At 72.5% G+C, this 15939-nt stretch carries 13 protein-coding genes; 9 read left to right on the plus strand and 4 right to left on the minus strand.

What is annotated here, in order from left to right:
* Nucleotides 1–31: 31 nt before the first annotated feature.
* The 5 genes from ACTWJ8_RS23435 (at nt 32) to ACTWJ8_RS23455 (ending at nt 8620) form a co-directional block, all read left to right on the plus strand.
* On the plus strand, nt 32–1657 hold the full coding sequence (locus ACTWJ8_RS23435; protein ID WP_443264975.1) for a serine/threonine-protein kinase: 1626 nt from the start codon (nt 32–34) through the stop codon (nt 1655–1657).
* A gap of 66 nt (nt 1658–1723) precedes the next feature.
* Nucleotides 1724–3295, plus strand: a complete 1572-nt coding sequence (locus tag ACTWJ8_RS23440; RefSeq protein WP_356374759.1) for a serine/threonine-protein kinase — start codon at nt 1724–1726, stop codon at nt 3293–3295.
* A gap of 81 nt (nt 3296–3376) precedes the next feature.
* Nucleotides 3377–5041 (plus strand): serine/threonine-protein kinase, encoded by a 1665-nt coding sequence (locus tag ACTWJ8_RS23445; RefSeq protein WP_443260182.1) that lies wholly within the window; start codon nt 3377–3379, stop codon nt 5039–5041.
* 122 nt (nt 5042–5163) lie between these two features.
* Nucleotides 5164–6789 carry a succinic semialdehyde dehydrogenase gene (locus ACTWJ8_RS23450; protein ID WP_356374753.1) on the plus strand — a complete coding sequence of 542 codons (1626 nt, stop codon included), beginning with the start codon at nt 5164–5166 and terminating at the stop codon, nt 6787–6789.
* Nucleotides 6790–6817: 28 nt separating this feature from the next.
* Nucleotides 6818–8620: a GMC oxidoreductase gene (locus ACTWJ8_RS23455; RefSeq protein WP_443260183.1), complete on the plus strand. Its 1803-nt coding sequence runs from the start codon at nt 6818–6820 to the stop codon at nt 8618–8620.
* A 12-nt stretch (nt 8621–8632) separates the two neighbouring features.
* Here the strand turns inward: ACTWJ8_RS23455 and ACTWJ8_RS23460 are convergent, their stop codons facing one another.
* Nucleotides 8633–9382 carry a hypothetical protein gene (locus tag ACTWJ8_RS23460; protein ID WP_443260184.1) on the minus strand — a complete coding sequence of 250 codons (750 nt, stop codon included), beginning with the start codon at nt 9380–9382 and terminating at the stop codon, nt 8633–8635.
* On the opposite strand from ACTWJ8_RS23460, the gene ACTWJ8_RS23465 reads away from it, so the two are divergent.
* Nucleotides 9342–9677 carry a hypothetical protein gene (locus ACTWJ8_RS23465; RefSeq protein WP_443260185.1) on the plus strand — a complete coding sequence of 112 codons (336 nt, stop codon included), beginning with the start codon at nt 9342–9344 and terminating at the stop codon, nt 9675–9677. The two genes, ACTWJ8_RS23460 and ACTWJ8_RS23465, sit on opposite strands and share 41 nt — an antisense overlap.
* 290 nt (nt 9678–9967) lie before the next feature.
* Here the strand turns inward: ACTWJ8_RS23465 and ACTWJ8_RS23470 are convergent, their stop codons facing one another.
* Entirely contained in the window at nt 9968–10243 is a 276-nt protein-coding gene (locus tag ACTWJ8_RS23470; protein ID WP_443260186.1) for a chorismate mutase, read from the minus strand.
* A 321-nt stretch (nt 10244–10564) separates the two neighbouring features.
* Between ACTWJ8_RS23470 and guaA the strand changes: the two genes are divergently transcribed.
* The gene (gene guaA, locus ACTWJ8_RS23475; RefSeq protein ID WP_356374739.1) at nt 10565–12145 is read left to right on the plus strand and encodes a glutamine-hydrolyzing GMP synthase; all 1581 of its coding nucleotides are present in this window, start codon (nt 10565–10567) and stop codon (nt 12143–12145) included.
* 62 nt (nt 12146–12207) lie between these two features.
* On the opposite strand, the gene ACTWJ8_RS23480 is transcribed toward guaA, so the two are convergent.
* On the minus strand, nt 12208–12696 hold the full coding sequence (locus tag ACTWJ8_RS23480; RefSeq protein WP_356374736.1) for a pyridoxamine 5'-phosphate oxidase family protein: 489 nt from the start codon (nt 12694–12696) through the stop codon (nt 12208–12210).
* Nucleotides 12697–12814: 118 nt separating this feature from the next.
* Between ACTWJ8_RS23480 and ACTWJ8_RS23485 the strand changes: the two genes are divergently transcribed.
* Nucleotides 12815–13606: a class II aldolase/adducin family protein gene (locus tag ACTWJ8_RS23485; protein ID WP_356374733.1), complete on the plus strand. Its 792-nt coding sequence runs from the start codon at nt 12815–12817 to the stop codon at nt 13604–13606.
* Between the two features lie 9 nt (nt 13607–13615).
* On the opposite strand, the gene ACTWJ8_RS23490 is transcribed toward ACTWJ8_RS23485, so the two are convergent.
* The gene (locus ACTWJ8_RS23490; protein WP_443260187.1) at nt 13616–14476 is read right to left on the minus strand and encodes a DUF4429 domain-containing protein; all 861 of its coding nucleotides are present in this window, start codon (nt 14474–14476) and stop codon (nt 13616–13618) included.
* Between the two features lie 152 nt (nt 14477–14628).
* On the opposite strand from ACTWJ8_RS23490, the gene ACTWJ8_RS23495 reads away from it, so the two are divergent.
* Nucleotides 14629–15900, plus strand: coding sequence for a hypothetical protein (locus ACTWJ8_RS23495; protein ID WP_356375919.1), 1272 nt, complete (start codon nt 14629–14631; stop codon nt 15898–15900).
* Nucleotides 15901–15939 lie beyond the last annotated feature (39 nt).

A 15939-nucleotide genomic window follows, 5' to 3' on the forward strand; every position in this document is an offset into this window, starting at 1 on the left:
GTCGACACATTAGCGGGGAAACGTGAATCAGATGCAGGGCGAGCTCCTCGCCGGGCGCTATCGGCTCGGTGAATCCATAGGCCGCGGCGGCATGGGCCGGGTGTGGCGCGCGCACGACGAGGTGCTGCACCGTACCGTCGCCGTGAAGGAGCTGACGGCCGCCCAGTGGGTGGCCGAGGCGGACCGGGCCGTCCTGCTCGCCCGTACGCAGACGGAGGCGCGGGCCGCCGCGCGCATCAACCACCCCGCCGTCGTCACCGTGCACGACGTCCTGGAGCACGACGACCGGCCGTGGATCGTCATGGAGCTGGTGGAGGGCCGCTCGCTGGCCGACGCGGTCAAGGAGGACGGGCGCGTCGACCCCGCCGAGGCCGCCCGGATAGGGCTGTGGACGCTGCGGGCCCTGCGCGCCGCCCACACCGCGGGCGTGCTGCACCGGGACGTGAAGCCGGGCAACGTGCTGCTCGCGGCCAACGGCCAGGTCAAGCTGACGGACTTCGGCATCGCGCAGGTCGAGGGCGACACCACGATCACGCGGACCGGCGAGATAGTCGGCTCCGTGGACTACCTCGCGCCGGAACGGGTGCGCGGCGCCGAGCCGGGGCCCGCGTCCGACCTGTGGGCGCTCGGCGCGACGCTCTACACCGCCGTGGAGGGCCTCTCCCCGTTCCGCCGCACGTCGCCGATCGCCACCATGCAGGCCGTCGTCGAGGACGAGCCGGAGCCGCTGGAGAGCGCGGGCGCGATCGGCCCCGTCATCAACGCGCTGCTCAGCAAGGACCCGCAGGCGCGCCCCGACGCCGACGCCGCGGAGGCGATGCTCGCCGAGGCCGCGGAGAACCGGCGGCCGAACGCGGCGCAGGCGTACGTGCCGACGCAGGTCCACGTCCCCGCGCAGCCCACCGGTTTCACACCGCCCCCGCCGACCCCGATGAGCACGGCGGCCACCACCACGGTCCCCGCGCCCGGCGGCCCCGCGCCGGCCGCGGCCGAGCGGCGGCGCTGGCCGAAGGTGCTCGCCGTGGTCGTCGCCGCCGCGCTCGTCGGCGGCGGAGGCGCGTTCGCCGCCCTGTACTACTCCGAGCACCACAGCACCGGCACGGAGGCCACGTACGACCAGGGCGGCACGAAGGACGACGGAGCGGGCAAGGACGGCTCCGACGGCACGAAGTCCGGCGAGAAGCCCAACCTCGGGGCGATACCCGACAACTGGAAGACCGTGACGGACGACGTCCACGGCTTCAGCCTCCGGCTGCCGCCCGGTTGGCAGCGGCAGCCCGGATCGCAGATCGACTACTCGCCCGACGGCGGCAAGCGGTTCCTGCGCATCGGCGTCGACAAGTCCTCCGACTGGCAGGACTCGTACCGGCACCAGCTCGACCTCGAGAAGCAGCTGCGCACCAAGCTGCCCGACTACCGGCGGGTGGCCCTGCACGCGAACACCTACCGCGACAAGCCCGGCGCCTTCTGGGACTTCACGTGGACCGCGGGCGCGAACGACTCGACGCCGGGACCGCGCCGCGCCATAGAGGAGACGTACGTCGCCGACGACGGCACGGAGTACGCGATCTATCTCTCCGCGCCCGCCTCCGCCTGGCCGGGGGCCCGCCACCAGTTCGACACGATCCTGAAGGGCTGGGAGCCCCCGGCGTCCTGACGATGTGACATCCCCTGGCCGGAAGCGTGCAGTCCCTGTGAACAAGCGTGCGGCATGATGGGGCGCATGGGGACCGAGGGGGAGAACGCCCGTGTGATCGCCGGGCGTTACCGGCTGGAGGAGAGAATCGGGCGCGGCGGCATGGGCGTCGTCTGGCGGGCCTCCGACACGCTGCTCGGCCGCCAGGTCGCCGTCAAGGAACTCGGCGTCGACGAAACCCTCTCGGACGACGAGGCCGAGCAGCAGCGGGAGCGGATGCTGCGCGAGGCGCGGGCCGTGGCCCAGCTCCAGCACCCGAACGTGATCGTCGTGCACGACGTGGTCCTGCACGAGGGGCACCCGTACATAGTGATGGACCTGGTCAACGGCAGCTCGCTCGCCGACCGCATCGCGCGGGACGGCCCCGTCGACGCCCTGCAGGCCGCCCGCATCGGGCTCGCCCTGCTGCGCGCGCTGCGCGTCGCCCACGCCGGAGGCGTGCTGCACCGGGACCTCAAGCCCGCGAACGTCCTCCTGGAGACGGCCACCGGCCGGGTCGTCCTCACCGACTTCGGGATCGCGCAGGTCGAGGGCGCCACCACGCTCACCGAGAGCGGCGGGTTCGTCGGCTCCCCCGAGTACACGGCGCCCGAGCGGATGCGGGGCGAGCGGTCCGGCGTCGGGGCCGACCTGTGGTCGCTCGGGGCGCTGCTGTGCGCGGCGCTGAGCGGCGAGTCCCCGTTCCGCCGCGACTCGTTGGGCGGCATTCTGCACGCCGTCGTCTACGAGGAGATAACCCCGCCCGAGGAGGCGGAGCCGCTGCTGCCCGTGATCCGCGGCTTACTGGAGCGGGACCCCGCCCGCCGGATGACCCTGGACGAGGCCGAGCGGCTGCTGCGCGCCTACATCGCCACCGGTGCGACGCCGCAGCCCGCCCTCCCCATCCCGCTCGTGCCCCGCGTGCTCTACACGCCCGCGCAGGTCACCGTGCCCGCGCCCCGGCGCAGACGGGTCCTGTCGACACGGGCGCTGCTGCTGGCGGCGGCCCTGGTCGCGGCCGTCGTCGGGGCCGGGATCGCCACCGCGGTGCTGCTAGCGGGGCAGGACGGCGGCTCGCCCACCCCGCCGCCGAGCACCGCCACCGTCACCACGGGCTCGCCCACCCCGACCGTCACCGTGACCCGGCAGCAGACCCCGACGCCCGGCGCCGAGGCCCCGCAGGGGTACCGCACCGTCGCGGACCCGGCCGGATTCCGGTTCGCCGTCCCCGCCGGGTTCACGCGCTCCGTGGACGGCCCGCGGATCTACTACATGTCGCCCGGCGGCACCTACCGCATCGGTGTCAGGACGGGCAGCGCCCCGGACGGCGGCCCCGGGGCGGCGCAGCGGCGCTCGGCCGCCGACGGCGAGCGGAACAACCCCGGGTACCGGGACGCCAAGGTCACCGACACCTCCCACAACGGGCACGCGGCCGCGCTCTGGGAGTTCACGTGGGACGGCTTCGACGCGGCGGAGGGCGCCCGGCGCACCGTCGACCTGTGCTGGGAGGAGGCCGGCCGGATGTACGACGTGTGGGTCTCGGCGCCCGTCGGCCGGGCGGCCAGGGCGCGCGCCCACTTCGACGCGGCGGTCGACACCTTCGAGGAGACCGGCCGGTAGCGGCGGCGGGCTCGCATCAGCGCGGTCACAACTCCGTGACCCCTGTGGAACCAGGCGTATCCGCACGGTACTGATGGACCCATGAGTGACAACGGGGGAGCCGCACACGGCCCGAACGAACCCACCAGCTTCAGTCTCCAGCCGCCGCAGCCGCACGTGCCGCACCCCGGCAATCCGTACGCCCAGCCGCCGGCCCAGCCGCAGCCTCAGCCCACGCAGGTCGCGACCGAGCGGTCCGCGCCGCGGGACCCGGGCGCGGGGCGGCTCGTGGCCGGGCGCTACCGGCTCCTGAGCAAGCTCGGCCACGGCGGCATGGGCACGGTGTGGCGGGCGAAGGACGAGACGGTGGACCGCGAGGTCGCGGTCAAGGAACCGCGCCTGCCGGACCACCTGCCGGAGCGGGAGCGGGCCAACGCGTTCGAGCGGATGCGCCGCGAGGCCCGCGCCGCCGCCCGGCTCGACCACCCGGCGGTCGTGAACGTGCACGACGTCGCCGTCGAGGACGGTCAGCCGTGGATCGTCATGGAGTTCGTGCAGGGCCGCTCCCTCGGCGACGCCCTCAAGGAGGGCACGCTCGGCGTCCGCGAGGCCGCCCGCATCGGCCTCGAGGTGCTCGGCGCCCTGGAGGCCGCGCACGACGCCCGGATCCTGCACCGCGACGTGAAGCCGGACAACGTGCTGCTCGGCCGCCACGACCGCGTGATCCTCACGGACTTCGGCATCGCCCAGATCGAGGGAGAGACGAACCTGACCGACACCGGCGGCTTCGTCGGCTCGCCCGAATTCATCGCGCCGGAACGGGTGTTGGGGCAGCGGCCGGGACCCGCGTCCGACCTCTGGTCGCTGGGTGTCGTGCTGTACGCGGCGACCGAGGGCGTCTCGCCGTTCCGCCGCAACAACACCCCGGCGACGCTCCAGTCCGTGCTCAACGCGACGCCGGCCCCGCCCGCCGCCGCGCGGGGCCCGCTGGCCGACGCCATCAACGGCCTGCTCCAGAAGGACCCGGCGCACCGGCCGAACGCGGCGCGGGTGCGCGTCCTCCTGGAGCAGGCCGCGGAGCCCCCGGCGCAGGCCCCCACCCAGGTCGTCAGGGTCGGCCCGGCGCAGGGCGGCGTCCGCCTCGGCCGCAAGGCGCTGCTCGGCATCGGCGCGGGCGTCGTGGCGGCGGCGGTCGCGGCGTACCTGGTCATCGCGGAGCCGTTCGCAGGGCCGCTGCCGGACGGCTGGAAGACGTTCGAGGCGGGGGCTCCGCTGAACGCGACGGTGGGGCTGCCGGCCGGCTACGTCGCGATCCCGGACGACGACGACAAGTCCGTGATGACGTACGCCGATCCGAGCGGCGCGATCACGGTGTACCTGACGCGCTGGGACCACAGGACGGAGGCGGACGACATCTCGGGCACGGCCGACGCCGAGGCCTTCAAGGACTCGGACGACATCAAGGACGGCACGTTCAGCGGCCCGGTGACGATGTCGAGCAAGACCAGGACCGACAGCACGACGGACGCCACCGTGACGTACCAGGAGCGCGACGCGGCGGAGATCACTGTCACGTACGGCGTGAGCGGCATCGGCACGGACTTCGACGACGACATGCCGCGCGAGGCCAAGGCGCTCTACTACAAGACGAAGGCGGGCGACATGTACCGCCTGTGGGTGGACTACCCGGGCAAGGGCGACTTCACCGAGCACGGCCGTCAGGTGGCCAAGGACGCCTTCGCCAACTGGGACATCAAAAAACTTTAGAGGAGCGGTAATTCGCTGATCAGGGGCTTTGCTGCCAGCGATCACTGGCGCGGTGTGTGCAGTCGGTGAAACCTGTTACCGACGGGTACCGAAAGCGGACGCCCCGACATACTCTCGCCGGTATGACGCAGTCCCAGGCCAGCCCCGCGCACGCAGAGCAGACCCGCACGAACCCCGTCGCGGCCGCCCCCGAGGGCGCCCGCACGGCCGCCGACGTGGTGACGCCCGACCTCATCGCCCGCCTCACGCGGGACGTGGTCGGTTCGGGGCGGACCGCGAACCACACGCCGTTCACCGGCGAGAAGCTCGCCGATCTGCCGGAGTCCACTCCGGAGGACGTCGCGACCGCGTTCGAGCGGGCCCGCGCCGCGCAGGAGGTCTGGGCGAAGACCCCGGTCCGCAAGCGCGCCGCCGTGCTGCTGCGCTTCCACGACCTGGTGCTCGCCCGCCAGGCCGAGGTGCTCGACCTGATCCAGCTGGAGACCGGCAAGGCCCGCCTGCACGCCCACGAGGAGGTGCAGGCCGTCGCGGTCGCCTCCCGGCACTACGGCCGCAAGGCCCCCGCGTACCTGAAGCCCAAGGGCCACACGGGCGCGGTCCCGACGCTGACCAAGGTCACGGAGCTGCGCCAGCCGCGCGGTGTCGTCGGCCAGATCGCGCCGTGGAACTACCCGCTCGAGCTCTCCGTCGGCGACGCCCTCCCGGCCTTCGTCGCGGGCAACGCGGTCGTCATGAAGCCCGACACGGAGACCTGCCTGACCGCCCTGTGGGCGCGCGATCTGCTGATCGAGGCGGGCCTGCCGTCCGAGGTCTTCCAGGTCGTCATCGGCGACGGCCCGGTCGTCGGCCCCGAGCTGGTCAAGCACGCCGACTACGTGTCGTTCACCGGCTCCACCCGCACCGGACGGGAGGTCGCGCAGGGCGCCGCCGCCCGGCTCGTCGGCGTATCCCTCGAACTCGGCGGCAAGAACGCCATGCTGGTCCTCGAGGACGCCGACGTGGAGAAGGCCGCGGCGGGCGCCGTGCGGGCCTGCTTCTCGTCCGCCGGCCAGCTGTGCATCTCCATCGAGCGGCTCTACGTCCACGAGTCGATCGCCGACGAGTTCGTGGCCCGGTTCGCCGCCCGCACCAAGGCGATGCGGCTCGGCCGCTCCCTCGCGTACGGCGCGGAGATGGGCTCGCTCGTAGGGGAGCGGCAGCTGGAGACGGTGACGCGGCACGTCGACGAGGCCGTCGCGAAGGGCGCCACGCTCGTCGCGGGCGGCGTCGCGCGCCCCGACATCGGCCCGTACTTCTTCGAGCCGACGATCCTGGACGGCGTCGAGGCCCCCATGGCGGTCTGCACCGAGGAGACCTTCGGCCCCGTCGTCTCCATCTACCGCTTCGGCGACGAGGACGAGGCCGTCTCGCTCGCCAATTCCACGCCGTACGGCCTGAACTCCTCGGTCTGGACGAAGAACGCCAAGCGCGGCCACGAGGTGGCGGCCCGCCTGCGCACCGGCACCGTCAACATCAACGAGGGGTACGCGCCCGCGTACGGCAGCGTGCAGTCGCCCATGGGCGGCATGAAGGAGTCCGGCCTCGGCCGCCGCCACGGCTCCGAGGGCATCCTCAAGTACACCGAGGCCCAGACCATCGCCCACCAGCGCGTCATGCCGATGGCCCCGTCCTTCGGCATGGACGACGAGGCGTACGCGAAGTTCATGAGCGTCAGCCTTTCCGTAATGAAGAAGTTCCGCCTGAAGTAGCAAGGGCCGTTCAAAGGAGAACGCACACGTGACGCAGGACGGCTACGACTACGACGTGGTGGTCATCGGCTCCGGCTTCGGCGGATCCGTTTCCGCCCTCCGGCTCGCCGAGAAGGGGTACAAGGTCGGGGTCCTGGAGGCCGGACGCCGGTTCACCCCGGAGACCCTCCCCAAGAACTCCTGGGACCTGAAGAACTACCTCTGGGCCCCGAAGCTCGGCATGTACGGCATCCAGCGCATCCACCTGCTCGGGAATGTCATGGTCCTGGCAGGCGCGGGCGTCGGCGGCGGTTCGCTGAACTACGCCAACACCCTCTACGTGCCGCCGAAGCAGTTCTTCGACGACCCGCAGTGGGCGCACATCACCGACTGGCAGGACGAGCTCAAGCCGTACTACGACCAGGCACAGCGCATGCTCGGCGTGCGGCTCAACCCGACGATGACCCCCGCCGACGTGCACCTGAAGGCGGCGGCCCAGTCGATGGGCATCGGCGACACCTTCCACCTCGCCCCGGTCGGCGTCTTCTTCGGCGACGGCAAGGACGCCGAGGGCGAGTCGAAGGCGGCTCCCGGCCAGCGGGTCGAGGACCCGTACTTCGGCGGCGCGGGCCCCGCCCGCAAGGCCTGCACCGAGTGCGGCGAGTGCATGACGGGCTGCCGGCACGGCGCGAAGAACACCCTCAACGAGAACTACCTGTACCTCGCCGAGAAGGCGGGCGCGGTCGTCCACCCGATGACCTCGGTCGTCTCCGTCACCGACGACTCGCGCGGCGGCTACGCGGTGGCGACGCTGCCCACCGACGACAAGAAGGCGGCGGGCCGCACCTTCACCGCACCGAAGGTGATCGTCGCGGCGGGCACGTACGGCACCCAGACCCTGCTGCACCGCATGAAGGCCAACGGCCAGCTGCCGCACCTGTCGAACCGCCTGGGCGAGCTGACCCGCACCAACTCCGAGGCCCTGGTCGGCGCGCAGACCACGGACCGGCGCTACAAGAAGAAGCACGGCGTCGCGAAGGCCGACTTCACCAAGGGCGTCGCGATCACGTCGTCCATCCACCCGGACGAGAACACGCACATCGAGCCGGTCCGCTACGGCAAGGGCTCGAACTCGATGGGCGGCCTGTCGATCCTCCAGGTCCCCTACGCGGAGGGCTCCTCGCGGGTGGCCGGCTGGCTGGCGAACGCGGTCAAGCACCCGACGCAGCTGGCCCGTTCGCTCTCGAACCGCCGCTGGTCGGAGAAGACCATCATCGGCCTCGTCATGCAGTCCCTCGACAACTCGCTGACGACGTACCTGAAGCCGGACGGCGTCGGCAAGGGCCTGCTCACCGCGCGCCAGGGCCACGGCGCCCCCAACCCCAAGCAGATCAAGGCGGCGAGCGAGGGCGCGTCCGCGATCGCAGCCGAGATCAACGGCTTCGCGGGCTCGAACGTCGGCGAGCTGATGGGCACCCCGCTCACCGCCCACTTCCTCGGCGGCTGCCCGATCGGCGACAGCGCGGAGACCGGCGTCATCGACCCCTACCACCGGGTCTACGGCCACCCCGGCATCTCGGTCGTCGACGGCGCCGCCGTCACCGCCAACCTCGGCGTGAACCCGTCCCTGACGATCACGGCGCAGGCCGAGCGGGCCCTGTCGTACTGGCCGAACAAGGGCGAGGAGGACACCCGCCCGGAGATCGGCTCGGCGTACCGGCGGCTCGCGCCTGTCGAGCCGAAGAGCCCGGCGGTCCCGGCGGACGCGTTCGGCGCCCTCCGGCTCCCGCTGCTCGCGGTGCCGGAGGTGCCGCCGAAGAAGGACGAGCAGGAACCGCTCCAGGCCGGCTGACCCGCCGGGGCGCTACGCCTCGTCGCCGACCCTGCGGCGCCGCACGGCGTACACGACCCCGGCGCCCGCCACGACGGCGACACCGGCCGCCGCGCCGAACGTCGGCACCAGGGAGCCCGCCCCGGTCGAGGCCAGCGAGCCGTCGACCGGGGTGCTGCTCGCCTGCGGCGACGGTGCGCTGGACGCGGAGGCCGACGCCGACGCACCGGCCGTGGCGGTCGGCTTCGGCTTCCCGGTGTGGCCCGAGGCGGGCGGCACGTGGCCGGACGAGGAACCGGCGGCCAGGATGTCGAAGTCCCAGTACGCGTCCTCCGGCACGCTGTACCCGCAGACGCCCTCCGGGTCCACGCTCACCGCGAGGGCGAGCCCGGCGCCCGCGCCCGCCGGGGCCTTGGCGTCGACCGCGATGCGCATCCGCACGTCGGAGTGGGCGCCGCGGGCGAGCGGCCCGGAGGCCGGGAACGACGCGTCGTGCTCGACGTCGTTGTCGAGATCCCGCCACGCGGACCCGTCGAACCACTGGAGGCTCAGGTACCGGCTGGTGTCCGACTCGTCCTCGTAAGCGAAGGAGAACGCGTAGACCTGGGCGCGCGCCGAGGCGAAGTCCTGGTCGGTCATGTTCGTGACGCGGAACGTGAAGGCGTGCCAGCCGGATCCGGCCACGATCTTCGACGGGAGGCCGCGCAGCTCGGCGAGGGTGCCGGGGCTGTCCTCTGCCGCCGTGCACGCGTCGTCGGGCTCGGGCTCCTCCGCCTTCTTCACCGCCTTCCCCTCCTCGGCGGCCGTCGGCTTCGCCGGGGAGGACGGGGCGGAGGTGGCCGGGGCGGGCGAGTCGGTGGCCGGAGCCGACGGGCTCGACGACGCACTGGGCGACGCGGAAGGCGACGCGCTCACCGAGGGGTTCGGCGAGTCGGCGGCCGGAGGCTCCCCGTCCGCGAACGCGGCGGGAGCGGACAACAAAGCGATCGGAGCGAGCGCGGCGGCAGCGGCCGCCGACGCCAGTGCGCGACGAATTCTCATCGGGTCCTCAGAGGTCTGGGAGATACCGCTGAAGTGACCCGTGATGGCCAAAAAAGGTTGTACGGAGGCCGATCGGCCTCGGGCGTCCCCGAGGCCGACCGTTCTCTGGTGTGACCGGGCTGCTGTCCCCTGCCGTCCGGTCACGAGTCTGGAGCGAGGTCCCACGACGTACGGCATGACCGTTACGTCTCAACGCTCCAGCGGAGCCACGCGTGGTTCGGTTGGCCCGCCCCTGGCTGGCACGGACACCGGGACCAACGAAGCCTGTGCCAACGGGTCACGCGCCGTACGGGTGAGGACACAACCGAACTGAGGTGCCCCCGTGGCTCAGACGCGGCCCCGGCACAGCTCGAGCAGCGTCATGGCGAGGGAGGTGCCGGGCTTGCCGAGGGCGTCACGGTAGCGGCCGAGCACCTCGTTCTCGCGCGCCAGGTGCACGCGGCGGCCGCCGGAGGCGATCCGGGCCTCCTGGACGACGGCGGACACGGCCATCCGTTCCTGGACGAGCCCCATGATCCGGTCGTCGAGCGCGTCGATGCGCTCGCGGGCGCCGGAGATGACGTCCTCGGTGGTGTGCGCGGTGTTCTCGGTCGTGGCGGTCATGAGGGCTCCTCGGTGTGGTGGAGGCGGCCCAGGACCGGCAAGCCCCGGATACGCCAGACGCCCCGGGCCTTGTCGGCCCGGGGCGCCTGGTGAAGTGCTTGTCAGTGGCTCAAGCAGCACGACCATGGCATCCGGCGGGCCGGCTGCCATAGGTAAAGCGGAAGGTCGTGTACGTGAGCATGCGGGCGAGTATAGCCACATCAAGCCCCCGCGGCGATGGAGCAGCGGGGTCCGGGGCGGAGCCCCGCGACGCCGACCACGGGTGACGTACCCGGTAGAATCGGCCACACGACCCCCTGCTAAGCCGCCGGAAGGCAACCCGTGTCATCAGCGACCCCCGCTGCCGCCGCCCCCGACACCGTCCTGGTCGTCGACTTCGGTGCGCAGTACGCCCAGCTCATCGCCCGCCGCGTCCGTGAGGCCCGGGTCTACAGCGAGATCGTTCCCTCGACCATGCCGGTCGAGGAGATGCTCGCCAAGAACCCGGCGGCGATCATCCTCTCCGGCGGCCCCTCGTCGGTCTACGCGGAGGGCGCCCCGCGCCTGGACCGCGCGCTCTTCGAGGCCGGTGTCCCGGTCTTCGGCATGTGCTACGGCTTCCAGCTGATGGCGGAGGTCCTCGGCGGCACCGTCGACGACAACGGCGCCCGTGAGTACGGCCGCACCCCGCTGTCCGTCTCGAAGGCCGACTCGACGCTCTTCGAAGGCACGCCCACCGAGCAGCCCGTGTGGATGTCGCACGGCGACGCCTGCTCCGCGGCGCCCGAGGGCTTCACCGTCACCGCGTCCACGGACGTCGTACCGGTCGCCGCCTTCGAGAACGACGAGAAGAAGCTGTACGGGGTCCAGTACCACCCCGAGGTCATGCACTCGACGCACGGCCAGCAGGTCCTGGAGCACTTCCTGTACCGCGGGGCCGGTATCGAGCCGAGCTGGACGACCGGCAGCGTCATCGACGAGCAGGTCGCCGCGATCCGCGCCCAGGTCGGCGACAAGCGCGCGATCTGCGGTCTGTCCGGCGGCGTCGACTCCGCGGTGGCCGCCGCCCTGGTCCAGAAGGCCATCGGCTCCCAGCTGACCTGCGTGTACGTCGACCACGGCCTGATGCGCAAGGGCGAGACCGAGCAGGTCGAGAAGGACTTCGTCGCCGCGACCGGCGCGAAGCTGAAGGTCGTCGACGCGAGCGAGCGGTTCCTGAAGGCGCTGGCCGGGGTCTCCGACCCCGAGGAGAAGCGCAAGATCATCGGCCGGGAGTTCATCCGCGTCTTCGAGCAGGCGCAGCTGGAGATCCTCCAGGAGGACGGGCCCGAGGTCGCGTTCCTCGTGCAGGGCACGCTGTACCCGGACGTCGTGGAGTCCGGCGGCGGCACCGGCACCGCGAACATCAAGTCGCACCACAACGTGGGCGGGCTCCCCGACGACATCGAGTTCGAGCTCGTCGAGCCGCTGCGCAAGCTGTTCAAGGACGAGGTCCGCAGCGTCGGCGCCGAGCTGGGCCTGCCGGACGAGATCGTCCAGCGCCAGCCGTTCCCCGGCCCGGGCCTCGGCATCCGCATCGTCGGCGAGGTCACCAAGGAGCGCCTGGACCTGCTCCGCGAGGCCGACGCCATCGCCCGCGAGGAGCTGACCTCGGCCGGCCTCGACCGCGAGATCTGGCAGTGCCCGGTCGTGCTGCTCGCCGACGTCCGCTCGGTCGGCGTCCAGGGCGACGGCCGCACCTACGGCCACCCGATCGTGCTGCGCCCGGTCTCCTCCGAGGACGCCATGACGGCGGACTGGACCCGGATGCCGTACGACGTGCTCGCGAAGATCTCGACGCGGATCACGAACGAGGTCAAGGACGTCAACCGGGTCGTGCTCGACGTGACGTCGAAGCCGCCGGGCACCATCGAGTGGGAGTAGTCCCCTGAAAGTGCCGTCCACCTCCGGGTGGGCGGCACTTTCGCTTGTGCGGGCCGCGGGCGCTAGGTGCGCTTCATGACCCGCACGCCCTCGCCCGGCGTCCACACCTGCACCACCAGGTACCTGTCGTCCTCGACGTACGTCCTGGTGACCTCGGTGATCTCGGTGCGGAACAGGTGGAAGGAGTCCGGGTCGGGCACCTCGACCTGGTCCGTGTAGCGGGCGACGGTCGCCGGGTCCTCGACCAGGAGCGCCCGGCCGCTGATCCGGGCGTCACCGCCGCCCATCGTCTGGCCCTCGCCCGGATTGGCCTGCATCGCGAACCGGGGGTCGCGCAGCAGGTCGCGGGCCTTGAGCGAGCCGGGCATCATGCCGAGCCAGAACTCCCCGTTCAGGAACCTGACCTCGAGGCCGCTGGTGCGCGGCGAGCCGTCCCTGCGGAGCGTGGCGAGGACGTGGTGGGTGTGCTGCCCGAAGCGGTCCTCGACGGTCTTGGCGAGGGCCGGTTCGGCTTCGGTGAAGGTGGCCCAGGTGGCCGCGTTCGACGTCATGGTGCGAGTCTGACCCGGAATCCGGACGTCCTCCGTCGGGTATCCCGGCGCGTTTCGCCGCATTCTTTTCACAGTCCGGACCTGTCGCCTTGCGGGTCACGGAGGTACCTTCCGCACCATGTCGACGCAGAACCCCGCCCCGATACCCCACGACCAGCTCCAGTTCGCGATGCCGCCGGTGCACGAGACGTACGCCGACGAGCGCAGGTACCGCAAGGAGCGCCTCGCGGCCGCGCTGCGGATCTTCGGTCGGTTCGGGTACGAGGAGGGGGTCTCCGGGCACATCACCGCCCGCGACCCGGAGTACGACGACTGCTACTGGGTCAATCCGTTCGGCGTGCCCTTCCGGCACATCACGGTGAGCGACCTCGTCCTCGCCAACGGGGACGGGCAGGTCGTCGACGGCCGCTTCCACGTCAACCAGGCCGCGTTCACCACCCACGTCGCCGTGCACCGGGCCCGCCCCGAGCTGGTCTCGGTCGCGCACTGCCACTCGAAGTACGGGCGCGCGGTGGCCGCGCTCGGAGAGCTGGTGGAGCCGATCACGCAGGAGGCCTGCGCGTTCTACGAGGACCACGCGCTGCTCGACGAGTACACGGGCGTCGGCGTGGACCCGGAGGAGAGCAAGCGGATCGCCGTCGCCCTCGGCTCGTACAAGGCGCTCGTGCTGCGCAACCACGGGCTGCTCACGGTGGGCGACTCGGTGGACGCGGCGGCCTGGTGGTTCATCGCTCTGGAGCGGGCCTGCGAGGTGCAGATCACGACGCGCTCGGCGGGGCGGCCGGTGCTGATCGACCGGCGGCAGGCGATGGCGACCCGCGAGCAGACCGGCACCGACCTGGTGGGCTGGATCAACTACCAGAGCCTGTGGCAGGACATCACGCGCAGCGAGCCGGATCTGCTGTCCTGACGGGGGAGTTCAGCGGAAGTCGCGCAGCACCACGCGTTTCGTCTGCTCGAACTCCTCGTCCGTGAGCACCTTCTCGCGGTGCAGCTCGCCCAGCTCCCGCAGCCGCCGCAGCAGCACGTCGTGGTCGGCCCTGCGGGGCGGCAGCGGGGGAGTGCCGCGCGGCGCGGACGGATGCGGGAGTCGGGCCGTGACCGCCGCGGCGACGAGCGCGGTCAGCAGGTCCTTGCGGGAGTTCCCCCACAGGTCGAGGGCGTACGGGTCCTTCTCCGGCGGCGGTTTGGAGTACGGGGAGCCCTTGGGGACGAAGCGCAGCACCCCGTCCTCGTAGCCGGAGTTGGGGACCCACTCGACCTCGTCGAGGTCGTCGAGGGCGATGATGCGCGGCCCCGTGGAGCGCTTCACGCGGTCCGAGGTCTCGCTCCAGTCGATGCGGACCCGGCTGCCGTCGAAGGAGACCAGGCCGTCGCTGGAGCGCACCGAGACCGGCACGGCGGGCCCGGGGACGAGGTACGAATCGGCGGGGCCCGGCGGGAGCTGTTCGAGCAGCAGCGCTTGGCGGATCTCCTCGGCGACGTACTCGGCGACCCCGGAGCGGTCCGCGTCGACGGTCAGCCGGTACGGGTCGGCGGACTCCGGGAGCCGGCCGCCGGTGGCCTGGAGGAGCGGGTCGGCGGCGTCGCGGAGGGTGAGGCGGAGCCGACCGCGTCTGCGCTCGGGCTCGTAGGCGACGCCGGAGACGGCGGTGAGCGGCACGTCGATCTCGCCGTAGGTCTGGCGCAGCAGGGCGACCGAACGGTGCAGACCTGGGGTGATGCGGACCGTGGCCCCGTCGAAGGCCCAGGTTCCGTCACGCTGGATGATCTCGGCCATACGGAAATTCTCGCAGCGACGTCAACATGCCGGTCAATGTGGGCGAAAGTCATTCACTCGTGCGGGGCGGGCCCGTGCGACATCGCGCCCCCGGCGTACGGCACAATTCCCCCTCAAGACACGGAAGTTGACTGGGCGTGGGGGCGACGGCAGTGGCGGTGCAGGAAGCGCGGAACGAGCGTACGGCGCACGAGGGCGGCTGCACCTGCGGGGACTGTCCGCGCGGGGCGCGCGAGGGGCACCGCAGGGCGGTCGCCCGATTCGCCGCCAAGCGGGACGAGTTGGCGGCGGGGCAGGGTCTGCCCGCCGCGGTAGCGCACTCCGCGGGGGCCTCACGGCAGTGGATCTCCGACGAACTCACCCAGTCCGCGCGGGCGATGGCCGACCGCCGCCGCGAGGAGGGCGCCGCCTGGCTCGCCGGACTCTGGCCGCGCACGCTGTACGTGGTGTGGGGCGGCGTCGCCGTCCTCCTGATCGGCCAGGCGCTCACCGCGATCCCCGACGGCTGGACGGCCGCCCGCACGGCGGGGCTCGTGGCCGCGGTCCTCGTCGGTGGGCTGCTCACCGCGGCCGGATGGCTGCACCGGGCGCGCGGCGGCGTGCTCGCGCCCCTGATCGGCGAGGACAATCGCCTGTCGACCTCGCGCGCGGTGGCCTGCGGCGTGCTCCTGCCGACCCTCTACGCCGTCCTCGTCCTCGCCCTCGAACTCGCCTTCGCGGGCGCCCCCGCACGCCGCGACGCGCTCATCGACGGGCTCGAACTCGGCCGTGCCGCAGGCCTGTTGACGGTCTGCGCCGTGGTCTGCGCGGTCGCCGTCCTCGTCCGCAGGGTGGTCGGCGTCCGCGTCGGCGGCCAGCGCCTCCAGAAGGTGCGGGCGCCCCGGCCGCGCGCCGCCGACCTGCTCACCGACGACGCGGGCCGCGGCAGCTTCACGGACGTGCAGTACGCCGCCGTGGGCGCGGCCGCCGTCGTCTGGGCCGCCGTCCGCCTCGCCCGCCGCCCCGAGGAACTGCCCGACCTGCCGTGGGGCCTCGCCGTCCTGGTGGCCGTGTCCGCGGCGACGTACCTCACCGGCAAGCACGCGGAGGGCGGCCGGCCGGTGATCCACTCCGTGGTGCGGGCGCGGGAGGCGGGCGACCTGGACGCGCCGATCCGCACCGGCGACGACATCGAGATCCGCGGCGCCGGGTTCGTGCCGCCCGGCGCGGGCACCGTCGACCAGCTCGCCCGGGTCGCCGTGCGGATCGGCCCGGTCCATGTGCACGTGCCGCTCGTCCCGGTCCCCGGCGGCTTCACCAACCCGACGGACGGGCTGCTCACGGTGCCCGTCCCGGTCGACGTCGAACCGGGACGGGTCGAGGTGCAGGTGGTCACCGCGGCGGGCGTGGAGACGAACCGCTGCGGCATCGACGTCGCCGACTGAGAGGGCCGAACGGCGCCAACCGTGAGCCGCGCGGCCCTC

The sequence above is a fragment of the Streptomyces sp. SDT5-1 genome (assembly GCF_052245995.1).
Classification (GTDB): Bacteria; Actinomycetota; Actinomycetes; order Streptomycetales; family Streptomycetaceae; genus Streptomyces.

What these genes read in the sequence shown, in the direction of transcription:
- ACTWJ8_RS23490 (WP_443260187.1), bottom strand. Translation starts at nt 14,476, where the DNA reads ATGGCCGAGATCATCCAGCGTGACGGAACCTGGGCCTTCGACGGGGCC.
- ACTWJ8_RS23485 (WP_356374733.1), top strand. Translation starts at nt 12,815, where the DNA reads ATGTCGACGCAGAACCCCGCCCCGATACCCCACGACCAGCTCCAGTTC.
- ACTWJ8_RS23445 (WP_443260182.1), top strand. Translation starts at nt 3,377, where the DNA reads ATGAGTGACAACGGGGGAGCCGCACACGGCCCGAACGAACCCACCAGC.
- ACTWJ8_RS23480 (WP_356374736.1), bottom strand. Translation starts at nt 12,696, where the DNA reads ATGACGTCGAACGCGGCCACCTGGGCCACCTTCACCGAAGCCGAACCG.
- ACTWJ8_RS23470 (WP_443260186.1), bottom strand. Translation starts at nt 10,243, where the DNA reads ATGACCGCCACGACCGAGAACACCGCGCACACCACCGAGGACGTCATC.
- ACTWJ8_RS23440 (WP_356374759.1), top strand. Translation starts at nt 1,724, where the DNA reads ATGGGGACCGAGGGGGAGAACGCCCGTGTGATCGCCGGGCGTTACCGG.
- ACTWJ8_RS23435 (WP_443264975.1), top strand. Translation starts at nt 32, where the DNA reads ATGCAGGGCGAGCTCCTCGCCGGGCGCTATCGGCTCGGTGAATCCATA.
- ACTWJ8_RS23450 (WP_356374753.1), top strand. Translation starts at nt 5,164, where the DNA reads ATGACGCAGTCCCAGGCCAGCCCCGCGCACGCAGAGCAGACCCGCACG.